At 35.8% G+C, this 13547-nt stretch carries 15 protein-coding genes; 6 read left to right on the forward strand and 9 right to left on the reverse strand.

Features of this window, described 5'->3' with window-relative positions; translation table 11 throughout:
- Nucleotides 1-145: 145 nt before the first annotated feature.
- From QW128_08995 to QW128_09005, 3 genes are all read right to left on the reverse strand, one after another.
- Nucleotides 146-346 (reverse strand): cation transporter, encoded by a 201-nt coding sequence (locus tag QW128_08995; protein ID MEM3833701.1) that lies wholly within the window; start codon nt 344-346, stop codon nt 146-148.
- 116 nt (nt 347-462) lie between these two features.
- Nucleotides 463-903: a type II toxin-antitoxin system VapC family toxin gene (locus tag QW128_09000; protein ID MEM3833702.1), complete on the reverse strand. Its 441-nt coding sequence runs from the start codon at nt 901-903 to the stop codon at nt 463-465.
- The gene (locus tag QW128_09005) at nt 900-1127 is read right to left on the reverse strand and encodes a hypothetical protein (protein MEM3833703.1); all 228 of its coding nucleotides are present in this window, start codon (nt 1125-1127) and stop codon (nt 900-902) included. The genes QW128_09000 and QW128_09005 overlap by 4 nt, the downstream gene beginning before the upstream one ends.
- Nucleotides 1128-1307: 180 nt before the next feature.
- Here QW128_09005 and QW128_09010 point away from each other — a divergent pair, with 180 nt between their 5' ends.
- From QW128_09010 to QW128_09020, 3 genes are all read left to right on the forward strand, one after another.
- Nucleotides 1308-2303: a polyprenyl synthetase family protein gene (locus QW128_09010; protein MEM3833704.1), complete on the forward strand. Its 996-nt coding sequence runs from the start codon at nt 1308-1310 to the stop codon at nt 2301-2303.
- Nucleotides 2304-2512: 209 nt separating this feature from the next.
- Nucleotides 2513-2941: an IS200/IS605 family transposase gene (gene tnpA, locus QW128_09015; GenBank protein ID MEM3833705.1), complete on the forward strand. Its 429-nt coding sequence runs from the start codon at nt 2513-2515 to the stop codon at nt 2939-2941.
- Complete coding sequence (locus tag QW128_09020) at nt 2923-4233, forward strand: transposase (protein MEM3833706.1); 1311 nt, start codon at nt 2923-2925, stop codon at nt 4231-4233. The genes tnpA and QW128_09020 overlap by 19 nt, the downstream gene beginning before the upstream one ends.
- Nucleotides 4234-4304: 71 nt before the next feature.
- On the opposite strand, the gene QW128_09025 is transcribed toward QW128_09020, so the two are convergent.
- The 5 genes from QW128_09025 to QW128_09045 are packed head-to-tail and all read right to left on the reverse strand — an operon-like array spanning nt 4305 to nt 9442.
- Complete coding sequence (locus QW128_09025; protein MEM3833707.1) at nt 4305-5648, reverse strand: DUF58 domain-containing protein; 1344 nt, start codon at nt 5646-5648, stop codon at nt 4305-4307.
- Nucleotides 5649-7088: a hypothetical protein gene (locus QW128_09030; protein MEM3833708.1), complete on the reverse strand. Its 1440-nt coding sequence runs from the start codon at nt 7086-7088 to the stop codon at nt 5649-5651.
- Nucleotides 7088-7324: a hypothetical protein gene (locus tag QW128_09035; protein ID MEM3833709.1), complete on the reverse strand. Its 237-nt coding sequence runs from the start codon at nt 7322-7324 to the stop codon at nt 7088-7090. The genes QW128_09030 and QW128_09035 overlap by 1 nt, the downstream gene beginning before the upstream one ends.
- Nucleotides 7321-8439, reverse strand: a complete 1119-nt coding sequence (locus QW128_09040) for a hypothetical protein (GenBank protein ID MEM3833710.1) — start codon at nt 8437-8439, stop codon at nt 7321-7323. The genes QW128_09035 and QW128_09040 overlap by 4 nt, the downstream gene beginning before the upstream one ends.
- 1 nt (nt 8440) lies before the next feature.
- Nucleotides 8441-9442, reverse strand: a complete 1002-nt coding sequence (locus QW128_09045) for a hypothetical protein (GenBank protein MEM3833711.1) — start codon at nt 9440-9442, stop codon at nt 8441-8443.
- Between the two features lie 343 nt (nt 9443-9785).
- Between QW128_09045 and QW128_09050 the strand changes: the two genes are divergently transcribed.
- Together QW128_09050 and QW128_09055 are read left to right on the forward strand one after the other, a co-directional pair.
- Entirely contained in the window at nt 9786-10721 is a 936-nt protein-coding gene (locus QW128_09050; GenBank protein ID MEM3833712.1) for a MoxR family ATPase, read from the forward strand.
- 94 nt (nt 10722-10815) lie between these two features.
- Complete coding sequence (locus QW128_09055) at nt 10816-11835, forward strand: hypothetical protein (GenBank protein ID MEM3833713.1); 1020 nt, start codon at nt 10816-10818, stop codon at nt 11833-11835.
- Between the two features lie 513 nt (nt 11836-12348).
- Here QW128_09055 and QW128_09060 read toward each other — a convergent pair.
- Entirely contained in the window at nt 12349-12747 is a 399-nt protein-coding gene (locus tag QW128_09060; protein ID MEM3833714.1) for a hypothetical protein, read from the reverse strand.
- Between the two features lie 378 nt (nt 12748-13125).
- Between QW128_09060 and QW128_09065 the strand changes: the two genes are divergently transcribed.
- Nucleotides 13126-13440 (forward strand): hypothetical protein, encoded by a 315-nt coding sequence (locus QW128_09065; protein MEM3833715.1) that lies wholly within the window; start codon nt 13126-13128, stop codon nt 13438-13440.
- Nucleotides 13441-13547: the final 107 nt, after the last annotated feature.

Genomic DNA, 13547 nt, shown 5'->3' on the forward strand with positions numbered 1-13547 from the left:
TCTAGGAGCTTTCTAACTTCGTCGTTCACTTCATAAACGAATGGAACGCTGAGGACTATTTCCACAAATAGAGTATACACTAAACGTCTATAAAAATCTATCTATTTAGAAACAGTTGCCTTACCCTATACCTATTAATTGTTCTTTAGTTTGCTTTGCAATGTATAATCCTATCATAATTTACGCCGATTACAAGAAGTATTTGGTTCATAATATCTGATAATGATCTTAGTGTTTCAGCCAGTATAGCAACGCTACCAGTTATCATTGATGCACCTAATTTCGCTAAGAATGCTGCTACATTGGTTATAAGAGCAATATAAACTACACGTTTACTATTATGCATATTGGACTATCTGCACCTCATATTGTTATGCTCAAAACAGCATATAAAACTATCTATAGCTGGGTGTATTCTGTTAAGTATATACTATTCTAATTCGCTTATGTTTTGGCTTTACTTTATTTACTTATAAGTTCTAATGCATCGGCTAAATGAGAACTCTTTACAACTTTTCGTGCTTTTTCATAAAGTTCATCATCAACAGTAACGAAAATTGCGTTGTATTTTTTAGCTAAGAATATATATGCTGCATCGTAGAACGTGATATCAAGTTGTCTAGCTATTTGCATAATGTTTTTCATATCATCTTCGCACGGAAGCTCAATCACGTTGTGTATAAGAGTACAGAGGCTTCCAGCGGCTTTTAATACATCCTCTAAGTTAAGTTGTAGGTTGCGGTTTATTGTATTTGCTACTTCAAAAGGAAGTATTGGCGGTTCTTTTAGTTCAATTGAACCATTTATATATAAATCTCTGAATCTTATTGCAACTTTACTATATTCCTCTTCATTAAACCATTTTGCGATTACACCACTATCCAATACGTATATTTTCTTCATGCTTTTCCCCTATCCTTTTTTATAATTTTCATGCTATCATACAAACCGAGAAGAGTCCTTTCACGTATTTCATCAGAAATTTGAGCTGCCTCCATTAACTCAAGTTTTTTAATATGTTCTGATATAGCAATTCTAATCACTTCACTCCAATTAACTTTACTCTTTAGTTTGCTCATTTTTTCTTTTAATTCCTTTGGTATGCGAACCGTAATTATTGTGCTCATAGTCTCCAATTAAATAATACATCTGCGATAAATATAAACTTGTCTAGATTTTTTCTAGCAAATAAAATAAAATAATTATCTAATACATAATATATAACTTAGACGTAAACTTGTAATATCACTAACACAATTGAATCCTTAAGTTTTTAACCTAGTATAATTATTTTTAAAGTGATATACATGAATATAACAGAATACTTCGAAAGTGTTAGACTTTTACTCGATAAAAGAATAAGAGAAATAGCAGAAACTCTACATTTTTCAAAGCTAATGCTCAGACAGATTGAAGGAGGCAAGAGGTTACGAGGCACGTTAACTCTTTTAACATGTGAAACGTTAGGAGGGGATATCAAAAAAGCGCTGGATTATGCTGCAGCAGTAGAAATTGTTCATGCTGCAACGTTAACTCATGACGATTACATAGACAGGCACAAGATAAGAAGAGGATTAAAACCTCTTTATACTATACTAGATCCTAGGCGTGCAGTACTTATTGGGGACATGCTTATGGCTGCAGCAATAAAATATGTCAGTGCGGAAGATGGATCTAAAGATGCTCTGTCAGACGCGATTTATGATATCTCACGAGGTGCGTTCTTAGAACCTCTTAATCCAATAGTCTTTTTGAAAAGCCTTATGAGCGGAAAAGTATTGCAAGAATCGTATCTAGTGATAATTAAACTTAAAACTGCAGTATTATTCGCGACAGCAAGTAAATTAGGAGCAATAGCTGCAAAAAGTTCAATGAAAGAAGAGGCATACAAATATGGCATGGCTGTGGGTGAAGCCTTTCAAGTTGCTGATGATTTATCAGATATTACTAAGATTATCAGAAATGAAGAGGTTGATCTTGGAACACTTATAACACTTGGCCCATTGGTAACATACTTTGTCGGCATTAAGGAGACCGTGCCCCTGATCATGAATGGTTTCATAAAATTACGTGATAAAAATTATCGTTTCCAACCAGAAATAATAAAAATACTTGAACAAGCACAAAAAAATGCACTACAATTCATAAACGATCGTTTAAAAATCGCCAAAAAGAATTTAGATAACTTCCCAGAGAATAACTACACAAATCTATTAAGAGAATATCCGAACTATGCAATAGAAAAAATGCTTGAGGAATCTAATATTAATTTACAAAAACCTAATAATATTCCTCAACTTTAAAGGGGAAATTTCCCGCTTGTAAAAATTTTAGGAATGATTTATAATAGCGGACGCTAACCTTTTGACGCCTTCCTCAATCTGATTTATACTAGGATACGAAAAGTTTAGTCTCATAGTGTTCTTTACAACTGAAAGCCTCGCCCTTTAGGGTGGGGATGGTGTGGTAAGGTTTATAAGCTTTGTATTCTCTAGTGTATTCTGGAATAGCCGTGGAGGGCGACTCTCAGACGTGTTTTGAGCTTAAGAGTACTAGACATGCTAGGTACTGGTGTGGCTATCACTTCGTGTGGATACCTAAGTACCGTAGAGATGTTCTCGTAGGCGATGTTGCTGAATACACTAGAGAGGTGCTGAGGCAGATACTCCTTGAGCTCGGCTGTGAGCCTATCGCTATCGAGGTCCTACCCGACCATGTTCATGTGTTCTGCTCATGTCCTCCACGGCTATCCCCAGCCTACGTAGCAAACTACCTCAAGGGTAAGAGCGCTAGAAGACTACTGCAGAGGTTCCCAGAGCTGAAGGCTGGTGCCAGTAGGGGTAGGCTGTGGTCTAGAAGCTACTTCGTTGCAACAGTAGGTAAGGTGTCAGCAGATGTTGTTGAGAGGTATGTAGTGGAGCAGTGGGAGAAGGAGAGATGAAGAGAACAGTAACGCTAAGACTGGTACCGGACAGGGCTTCCGAGAACAAGCTCAAGCTACTCTGCTCACTATCAGCTAAGCTCTGGAACGAAGCCAACTACGCTAGGAGGAGGATGTTCTTCGAGAAAAAGAGAGTCGACCTGAAGTCAACGTATAAAGAGTTCTACGAGAAGTACAAGGCATTAATAGGTTCAGCGACAGCTCAGCAGGTCCTAAACAAAAACGATGAAGCTTGGAGAAGCTTCTTCTCAATGCTGAAAGCAAGGAAAGAAGGAAAACTACCACCGTTCATAAGAAAAGTGAACCCACCGGGATACAGGAAGAAGAGCGGATATAGGGAGCTATGGTGCGTCCTCAGAAACGACCAGTACAGGTTCGATGGAGACTACATCGTGATCAAGAGTCTTGGAGTAATCAGGAGCATCAAGGTGAAGTACACTGGTAGAATAAGTATTAGAGGTAAGCAGGGTAGAGCTGAGGTACACTACGATAGCGATGAGGAGAAGTGGTACATACACGTAGCGTTCGAGGTATCGGAGAAGATAGTTAAAGAGAGATGGATTAAGATTCCAACGAAACCTCTGGGAAGCAGGGTTGCCGGGGTAGATATTGGTATCAACAACCTGTTGGCTGTATACGTGGAGGATGGTTCAGCTCTAATCGTTTCCGGTAGACCGTTGAAGAGCTTGAGCTTCCACTGGAGGAAGAAGATAGCAGACTACCAGTCCACGCTAAACAAGTACGGGTTGAAGACTTCTAGAAGGCTTAGAAAGATGTACAAGAGGTGGAGAAGGCAGGTAAAGAACTATATTGATTGGGCTGTGAGGAACGCTGTGAAGTGGCTCTACCTGAGGAGAGTGTCAACAGTTTTACTCGGCTATCCTAAGTATCTGACGCAGGACAACAACAAATCCTCCAAGGTGAACTTCGAAGTAGTTCACGTATGGAATTATGGGTACCTGGTGAGAAGGATAATCGAGGTAGGAGAAGAGTACGGCATCAAGGTTGAGCTCGTCAGCGAAGAGAGTACATCCACCACCTGCCCACTATGCAGAACCAGAGACGGATACCACAAGAGAGTATATAGAGGATTGCTGAAATGCTACAAGCACGACAAAGTATTCAACGCAGACCTAGTAGGAGCACACAACATCCTACTCAAAGCGAAAACCATATCCCCAAGCCCCGCACTATGCGGGGTAGGGATAACGCGCCTGAGACCAGGCGCAGAGCTGAACCCGGCAGGAGCCGGGAATGTAGCTCTAAACCTCCCCAGAACCCTCGTCCTTTAGGGCGAGGAGGATGTCAGTCAGAGTTTCAAGTCTATGAGTCCATCTATTTGCAAATGATGGGAACTATATATTTATCCTATTGAAGCTCTAATCATTTCTAGTGAACTTATTATCTTCTGTGTAATATCTTTAGGTCCAACTGCTATTGTTGGTACTCCTTTGCTTCTTAATATTGATGAAAAAAGTAACTCGTTTTTTAATTTATCAAATGATCGTAGCCTATAGATTATTGTTTGCCATCCTGTAATAGTTGTAACTTCATATGCTACTGTAAGTGGAAGTATTACATAAGTATCGTTACCACGACTTTTTAATTCTAGCATATATTTCGTAACTGCGTTTATGTATTCTTTATCCCCAGGAGCTGTAAAGAAAATTATGATATTTCTATCTCTGCTTAGATTCTTTGCTGTCTCCTTAATAGCATTAGTGAGAGCGCTAGTACGATCGTACGAACCTGAAATCGAAGAATTCCATTTAATGCTGCTGAGGGTTCTGATTATATCTATTAAAGCTACTTTTCCTCTTCTCATAGGAGATGTTTTCATGTATCTTTCTGAAAATAATGTGAGTCCTATTTTATCATCTCTCATGCTTGCATATTTAGCTATGCTTGCAAACGTTCTTGCACCCTGTTCTACAGGAGTTATTCCCCAATTACCTATGAACATCGTTTTTGAAGTGTCAAGAATTAACATAATATTAAGCGTTATCTCGCGCTCAAATTCTTTGACATAGAGCTTTCCATACTTTGCCAGAGCTTTCCAATAGATATATCTCGTTTCATCATTCTCTTGAAATTCTCTTACATCATAAAATTCAATACCACTACCCTTACTTTTAGTTCTAGACAAACCAACAGTTCGTGCTTGAACAGTCAACCTCGCTACTCTTATACTTTCAACCTTTGGATAGATCCTAATGGTGCTCTTAATATTCAAACTTGTTTTTAATCTAAAAAGTCCTAAAGGATCTCTTATGATTGCATCCAATGGTCCTATATCATGTTCACCAATTCTACCTAGTAAAGTTACTTTGAATTCTAAATAACCTTTTGGAAGGATGAGATGAACTCCTCCTGGCGAACCTCTTATTAATTTAAAGTACGAGGGATATTTTAGTGATAATTCTAACGGAAATATTGGCATGTAGTATGGGTTATACAGTCTGTACACTACGTTTATCTCTTTTCCTTCTAAATTACCAAACATACTTACATTAACTTTAAGTTTTTTGAATATATTCCTTGATATTTCCACGTAACTCTTTGCCATGGGTATTAGAAAGATTAGCAATATTCCAAGGAAAATCAAACCTCTTTTCCAAAAAATGTCAGTCATGATAAGGAAGAGTCCCAAAAGAAGGATACCAAAAATTCTTCGAGTAGGTTTTATTTTTTCAACGTCTTGTAACATTTAATCACCTTTCATATTTTGATATGCTTCATATCTCATCTTGTACTCTACTCCTTTTTCACCAACAAGTGTAGAGCCAAATTTATTAAGAATCATTTCTGATAAATTTATCATTTGTAAAATTTTTCGATTCCATGATAAAATAACAGGTCGAAATTTTCTCTTAGTGATTTTTATATAGAGTTTATTCATATCGTTAACATATTGTCTTGCCACCTTCTCATTAATACCATAAGCAATAAAAATTTTAATTAAACTATCTATTTCGTTTATCCTTACGTTTACAGTTTTACTAATGATCTGATCCATAATCTCGTATAATGCAGTAAAATCATTTTTTGTGAACTTAGCCTTTTTTTCTAGTAATGTTCTCCTGACTTGAGTATCAACTATTACATCGATCTCTAATGTGTCTTCTAATTTAGTATCATAAACTGATTTGCCTATATTTCTGGCGATAATGTAGTATCCGATGAATATCATTACAACAACGATGATGATTTTTATTATTTCTGATGATAATAGATTTTTCAAGTAGGTATTTATTATATTAAATAATGGTGGTGCCCAAAACCTAGGATGAATAATTCTCGAGAGTAGTAGCAAGAAAAGTTCTGGATTATTTAATACATTTAAACTATTTTGCAGCGTTAACTCTTGTGGATTGCTTGTAGCAATGTACTTTGAAGCCTCAATTAGCACTGTAGAGCCTGGAGTTGTAAGATCATTAACTAATCGAACAATAAAATTTCTATATGATGATGAAACATTAGCAGGAAGTTCTAAAACTTGGTTGAGAAATATTGATCCATCACCTAGCGCATAGACCTTAGATTTATTAAGAATTTGATAAGCAGCAACAGGCAAACCTTCTGATATTCCCATGATCTCGCCATCTTTGACATCAAGTGGTGCAGCTTTATCAAGCCTTAAATAATATACATAATTAGAGGGTGTTTTCAGTGTTGCATATGGATATGGATCACCTGTCGGCTCTAAAATTCTTTTTGATGACACTATCTGAATTCTAGAACCTACCATACTCAAGATTGTATTCGTATGTGGTCCTTCATCGGCAATAATAAATGATACATTACTACATGAACTTATAACACTTTTTATTGACGTTAAATCCTTAACGCTGTAAGGTATTTCAGGTGATATGATAATGATTAGAACATTGTTACAGCTTCTGAGAATATTCGCTGTAGTGGTCCAATTTGTTACTGGAATTACATTATAACCCTCTGAAGCAAGAGTTTGTGCTAACTTTGAAGTCCCCAATGAACCTGAATTGAATGGTGATGGGCCTTCGACTAAAGGTATTGCAGGAGGACCATATTCAATTGTAGCTATGAATCCTATTAAAAGTAAGATAAGAATAGTACTTTTAGTCACCATTGGTAATTTCTGTGGTTTGTCGTTCTTTTTATCTGGCATCATTCTTGCCCTCGTTCAACAGCATAAATAGACGCCGACAATTTTAAGAGGTATAATGAAGCTGAGAGAAGAGTAAAACCTATTAACGCTGATAAGAGTGATGTTGCTATGAATGCCCTCTCCATTAACCCAATAGATAAAAGAAGTATATACACAGATATTATTAAAAGTATAATTCCCAGAATGATGTATATCCATAACTTTGTAGATGGTCCTATATGAAACCTGGACTTCATGGCACTACCCCTATTAATATCAAAATCCATTGAACGATAAGGAATAATGTATTATAAAATGATATATATGTGTCATATATATAAGAATCAAAAGCTGTAAAACTAGGATCAAACGGGTTTATTATTACTGAGTATCTAGAATAAATGGCTAAATATATTAAAATTACAATCGTTCCAACAAAAATAACAGATCTTAACGACGGCCTAAGAGGTTCAAAAGATATTATCTTAGAAACGAACCTCCACACGATAAAAAACATGAGTAATGCTATAACAAAATTTACAATATTTAAGATAAACGTATTCATAATTAGAATACCAAGCATCATACTAACCCGTTCAATCAGAATCATTACTGTGGAGTATAATAATGGTGTTATTATAATAGATTCTGCAAAACTACCAATATACATTAATGCAGGCGTGAACCAAGTTTCCTTACTTAACCATTCTTTTGCATCCTCTATGACAGCACTTTTAGATGGAACCATATACATCGATATTATACTACTAATCTTCTGGATTAATCCATATACTACAGCAAGTACAACACTAACAATTATACTCTCTCCAACAATATTGTTAGTCATGAACATCCATAAAGGAACAAGAGCAGCATCTTTTGGTTGTGGCACTTTCAAAAATAACAGTATAGCCATACTGGCTAATTCAGTACTCAGATAAGGTATAAAAACAAAGAACACAAGAAGTATTATCATAAATACTATTATATGAGACCTGTGAATATTAATGATACTTAAACTCTTAGATTGATCATTTCTCCATCCAGTCTTAATAGTATTAAGAATAAGCATGAGCAAAAACAAACTAGTAAATATTATAATAAGAATCCAAGAAATGCTAATATAATTACTTGTGATGATAAAAAATCCTAGACTCATTGCATAGATTACAGGATCTGCAAGCACGAAAGCAAAAACCAATAAAATTAAACACACTATGCTTAGAAACAACCAAGGCTTAGTAGTTACAATGGAAGAAAAGTGTATAAACATTTGGGGAATTTCAGTGATCTTTAATGTAAGTGATACATAAATAAGTGAAGGCAGAATGAGAACTCTCTCAACAATAGAAAAAATAGTCTGAACGTTCATGTTATTTCAACTCCATGGCAAGTATATTCTTAAAAGCTTGTTTTGCATCATTAATAAGTTCATTTGATTTTATTCCACCAAATCGTTCTAATTCATACGTCATAGCAATCTTACTAAAATCATTCCCTACACTAGGTAAATTTTGTAATACTCTGGACATGTACTCCCTATGTGTATCGCAACTGTTTATAGGAACTTTTCTGGAAAGCATGCTAACTGAATTCCAATAAAGTTTTATAGACTCACTATACTTTTCCAAATCAGTTGATATGACCATAGTTTTGTTACGTTCAATTAAATTCATAATACTTGAAAATATTGTTCTCCATCTCCATGCTAATATTGACACCGCAATGATACTCACAATTAGAATTATCAAGGGATTAAATATTTGTAGGTCATTAGGTAATGCTAATCCAGAAGGTAGTGTATTAATACTGAATAATGGCTGTAATGCTATGTTAGGTGATGATATCGTTGAGCTCTTATTAAAACTTAGCGGAGTTTCACTAATTGATGGAGTTTTTAAACCATTAATATTACTTAGTAGTGATGCCATGTTCTTAAGATATTCTAGCTCTGCTGTCCTCAGCATATCATTTAAATCGGTCGTATCAATGTTTTTTGATGAGCCTATTAATTGTAACGCTTTTAGTGCGGCTATATAATCTGTCAATGACATTTTGCCACTGCTATACTTGTTATTAATTACTGAGAGAATATTTTGATACATTTGCTTAGCTTGATTTGGATCCTTTACATTTTGTAACGATTGCAACATACTAATAATATCAGTAAGGTTATCTTTTGATAAAATTTGAAGTAACTGTGAGAGATTCGTATTATTGCCAAGTATTGATTGTAGGATCGTATAATCATTACTTGATATTTGTCCACTATTTAACAGTGTGTTTAAATCATCATTAAGTCTTTTGGAGTCGTTCAAACTATTTATAACTTGAGAAGTGCCGTTAGATAGTAACTGATTCTGAGATTGATTCATTAAACTAAGGAGGTCAACCAAATTTTTTAAAAAATTAGTGGAATTCGTGAGTATGACTGGAAACTCATAACTATGTCTTGATTCTTCGATGGACGTGATCGTTGAGTTTGTATACTGGCCTACAACTCTTGTAGTAGAAAAGCTTAGAAATAACATACATGTAATAATAAGAGCAAACAATAATAGCGAGGTTTTATGCATCTTTATCCATAATTATTTCATCACACGACTATTTAAAAATTAGCTAACCTTTACGTTTTTTGAACGTTTTAATTTTTTAGAACAAAATTGTGACTTCATAACTTTATTAAGATTAAAAAACTTAAAAACGCAGGTGAAATGTATGAGTTTAAAAATCTTTAATGACATAATTAATGAGTCTTCTAAAGTTCTTATTGAGCGAATAAAAGAAGTAAAATTTATTGTCGCGGCAATGATCGCCGATGGTCATGTGCTTCTTGAAGGTGTGCCTGGTATAGCTAAAACTATGACAGCAAAAACAGTAGCACGAATGTTTGACTTAGATTTTAAAAGAGTTCAAATGACGCCGGATCTGCTTCCTGGAGACTTGTTAGGAGCTTATGTTTATGACCAAAAGACAAGTGAATTTAAAATCAGGAAAGGACCAATCTTCACAAACATTTTTCTAGCGGATGAGATTAATAGAGCATCACCAAGAACACAGAGTGCCCTTTTAGAAGCCATGCAGGAAAGACAAGTCACAATAGAAGGAAACACATTTAAACTAGACGACCCATTCATAGTAATTGCAACGCAAAACCCAATAGAAATGGAGGGCACATTTCCATTACCAGAGGCACAACTTGATAGGTTCCTAATAAAACTAGAAGTTGGTTATCCAACAACAAAGAGTTTCTCAGAACTAATAAAAAGAATAGACCAGATAGAACAAAGTATAGCAGAAATTAAACCAATAGCAACAAAGGATGACCTGATTAATTTAAAAAATAACACAAAAAACATCAGAGCAGATGATGCAATAATAAACTATATAGTAGAGATAGTTGAAGAGACGAGAAAACATCCAGCAGTAAAACTTGGAGGCTCACCAAGAGCGGGAATAGCAATATATAAGATAGCAAGAGCATGGGCAATGATAGATGAAAGAAACTATGTTATACCAGATGATATAAAAAATGTCGCAAAGCCTGCACTCGCTCATAGAATAATTCTAAACCCAGAGTATGAATTCGAAGGAATAACACCAAGCAAAGTAATAGATGATATATTAAACAAAATACCAACACCAAAACCATAGATCATAATTTATTAAAAATTTTATAAAAATAATTTATCAACCGATCATGAATTTTTAAATAGTATTTTGTTGTACTCGACTTAGGTGATATAAAGTGAGCGTGAATGAAAAATTGTTAAAACATATTGATTCAAACTATTCACTAAAATGGTTACAAAAAATGTATGGAAGAAGTCTCAAAGATGTTACTTACTCAGTTCCTAAAAGGAAAAACAACATAGAATTCAAATATGAATGGCAAAAAAGAGCCGTAGATTTTGTTAAAAAAGCATTCGCAGAACTAAAACAACCGGTCACAATAAGGCAGGTTCACTATTACCTAGTAGGTCTAGAATTACCGGACTACAGGAACGACCTAAAACACTATAACAGACTTGTAGACTTCATGCTGAAAACTAGGATACTCGGAATCATAGACTGGTTCATGGTTACAGAGACTGAATCATTATCATATAAGCCAATACTTTGGGGCGTTTCAAACATAGAAGAAGCCGTTCAAAAAGCAATCGAAACAATACCACCAATGGGTAAAGATCCGTGGGAATCAATAGGAAAATACGTTTACGTATTCACAGAAAAAAGAGAACTCTTCGGACAAATAAACTCAATATGCGCGCAATATTACGTGCCTCTCGTAAGCTTTAAAGGATACGGAGCAGTCTGGACAAGAACATCACAACTAGCACCAGAAATTAAGGAAAAACTTGAAAGAGGATATAAAGTGTGGGCCCTGGTTATAAGTGATCATGATCCTTCAGGACTAGACATAAACAGGTTTTACATGGCTCTTCTCAAAGTATTTCATCACTTCGACCTGAATGAAGTAAGAGTAGCTCTCACAGCAAAGCAAATAATAGACTACAGCCTACCACCGAACCCAGCAAAAGAAACAGACCCAAGATACAAATGGTATCAGAAAGAATTTGGAAGCGAAAGCTGGGAAGTTGACGCATTAGTAACAAAGGACATCAAAGAAATGCAGAGACTATTAGAACAAACAATTCTTAACATACTAGGAAACGATTACGAAAAATGGAAACAAGTTGTTGAAGAAAACAAGAAGCTCGAAGACGAGGTCAAAAAGAAACTAAAAGAAAAAATAGGTGGAACATAGAAAATATTCAAACAAAGTTAAAACAAAATTAAATCAATAAACTAAACTGTTTTAATTAATTATGCAAAATTACTAAAAATTCAAGTTAGGTGTATATTTTTTCACCTTAACAACCAAATAAGTTAATATGAATAAAAATCAATAGGTGGATTATAAATTGATCCAATTCTTTTTCTTCATATAATCCATGCAAGTATTCCAAAGATACCAACTATAGCAATGAATACCGTTGTGGGATTCATGGATTTTCGTCCCTTCCCTCTCAATTTCATAGAGGGCTTTCTGGGGCAACGGGGGCTCCCCTCATCCTGTGCTCCACCTCACCGCATATTGGGCATATGCCCATTCGGTGCTCCACTCATCAAACACAGAACACACTAAACGTCTATAAAAATCTATCTATTCAGAGACCGCTGAACTACCCTATTGATATGTCATACCTCAGCAACAACATTAACCAATAGAGAAATAGAAAGTGAAAAACAACAAGACAGAAGAGTGATCAGAAATCTCTCATACTTTTAGAGTGATTGCTAAGATACCACCTATTAATCCTAATATCGCGCCTAAGAAAAATCCGCCACCACCGATAAAGCTAATAACCGAGAATATTATTATTATAGTTCCCCAAGTGACTGTATCAGCTGAACTATGCAACTTCACAGCTCCAATAGTCACCAAAATTCCTGAGATTAATCCTATTATTGGGAACATCATAAAAGCTCCTACAAAACCACCCCACCACGGCCATGCTTGCCATCCCCCCATCATATGGCCTCCTCCCATCATACCCCATCCAACCCATCCAAAATAGAACATGCCGAACATATTCAACAGAGATCCAATTATTATTAAAATTCCACCAACTAGTGAAAGAGCATACCCAACACTTATCTCGCTTCGAGTGGACATATTTCTCACCATATTGTTTATAATGACGTAGCATATAAATATGATGTACAAACTGTCTACTGTATATTCACACTGTAAGTTAGTACTTTCAGAATAGATAAGTTTATAGATATAAGCTATGGTAAATGCTGGTGATTGACAGGTAACTAAACGCTCCAGTAATTTATACCTTCAGATAGAGGGGTACGCATCTTCAAAGAGCTGAAAAGAGTTGAAGATAGTTCATAGTAACAGGGAAGAAGCTAATGAGAAACTCGATGATCTAACCGTACTCCTAAGCTGATGAACCCACGAAGCTACACAACCTATCAAAGACTACATAACTCGGAATCCATTTAATTTATAGCTTTGAACGGATATATGATCCCGGTGCAAGTTGTGGGCTATAGTGTCCTATTCATGGCTATGTCAGGAGGTGGTAGAGGGTATTGGCTTAGATATACCTCCTTGGTAGGCTTAAATAAGAAGTACTCAGCATATTGGCTAACAGTATTAGGTTCTAGAGAACCCAGAGGTCTCATGATTAAGGCTGGTAGTGATCTCAGGATTAGCGAGACAACAGTGTCAGATGAGGGTAGGTTATTTAAACTTGAGGAGGGAGTTAGTAAGGGTGATCTCAAGGGTTTCACATGGAGCTTAAGGTTCAGTAGGGGCGAGAGCTCATACAATCCTGTACCGTTGTGGGATTCATAGACTTTCGTCCCTTCCCTCTCACCTCGATTATTTGAGGCTCATAGAGGGCTTTCTGGGGCAACGGGGCTCCCCTCATCCTGAGCATGTTTAAGCACGCGGTCACGTCT

The organism is Thermoprotei archaeon, from assembly GCA_038881895.1.
In the GTDB taxonomy this organism is placed as follows: Archaea; Thermoproteota; Thermoprotei; order Gearchaeales; family WAQG01; genus JAVZOV01.

What these genes read in the sequence shown, in the direction of transcription:
- QW128_09035 (MEM3833709.1), bottom strand. Translation starts at nt 7,324, where the DNA reads ATGAAGTCCAGGTTTCATATAGGACCATCTACAAAGTTATGGATATAC.
- QW128_09010 (MEM3833704.1), top strand. Translation starts at nt 1,308, where the DNA reads ATGAATATAACAGAATACTTCGAAAGTGTTAGACTTTTACTCGATAAA.
- QW128_09050 (MEM3833712.1), top strand. Translation starts at nt 9,786, where the DNA reads ATGAGTTTAAAAATCTTTAATGACATAATTAATGAGTCTTCTAAAGTT.
- QW128_09005 (MEM3833703.1), bottom strand. Translation starts at nt 1,127, where the DNA reads ATGAGCACAATAATTACGGTTCGCATACCAAAGGAATTAAAAGAAAAA.
- QW128_09045 (MEM3833711.1), bottom strand. Translation starts at nt 9,442, where the DNA reads ATGAATCAATCTCAGAATCAGTTACTATCTAACGGCACTTCTCAAGTT.
- QW128_09060 (MEM3833714.1), bottom strand. Translation starts at nt 12,747, where the DNA reads ATGTCCACTCGAAGCGAGATAAGTGTTGGGTATGCTCTTTCACTAGTT.
- QW128_09040 (MEM3833710.1), bottom strand. Translation starts at nt 8,439, where the DNA reads ATGAACGTTCAGACTATTTTTTCTATTGTTGAGAGAGTTCTCATTCTG.
- QW128_09025 (MEM3833707.1), bottom strand. Translation starts at nt 5,648, where the DNA reads ATGTTACAAGACGTTGAAAAAATAAAACCTACTCGAAGAATTTTTGGT.
- QW128_09000 (MEM3833702.1), bottom strand. Translation starts at nt 903, where the DNA reads ATGAAGAAAATATACGTATTGGATAGTGGTGTAATCGCAAAATGGTTT.
- QW128_08995 (MEM3833701.1), bottom strand. Translation starts at nt 346, where the DNA reads ATGCATAATAGTAAACGTGTAGTTTATATTGCTCTTATAACCAATGTA.
- QW128_09030 (MEM3833708.1), bottom strand. Translation starts at nt 7,088, where the DNA reads ATGCCAGATAAAAAGAACGACAAACCACAGAAATTACCAATGGTGACT.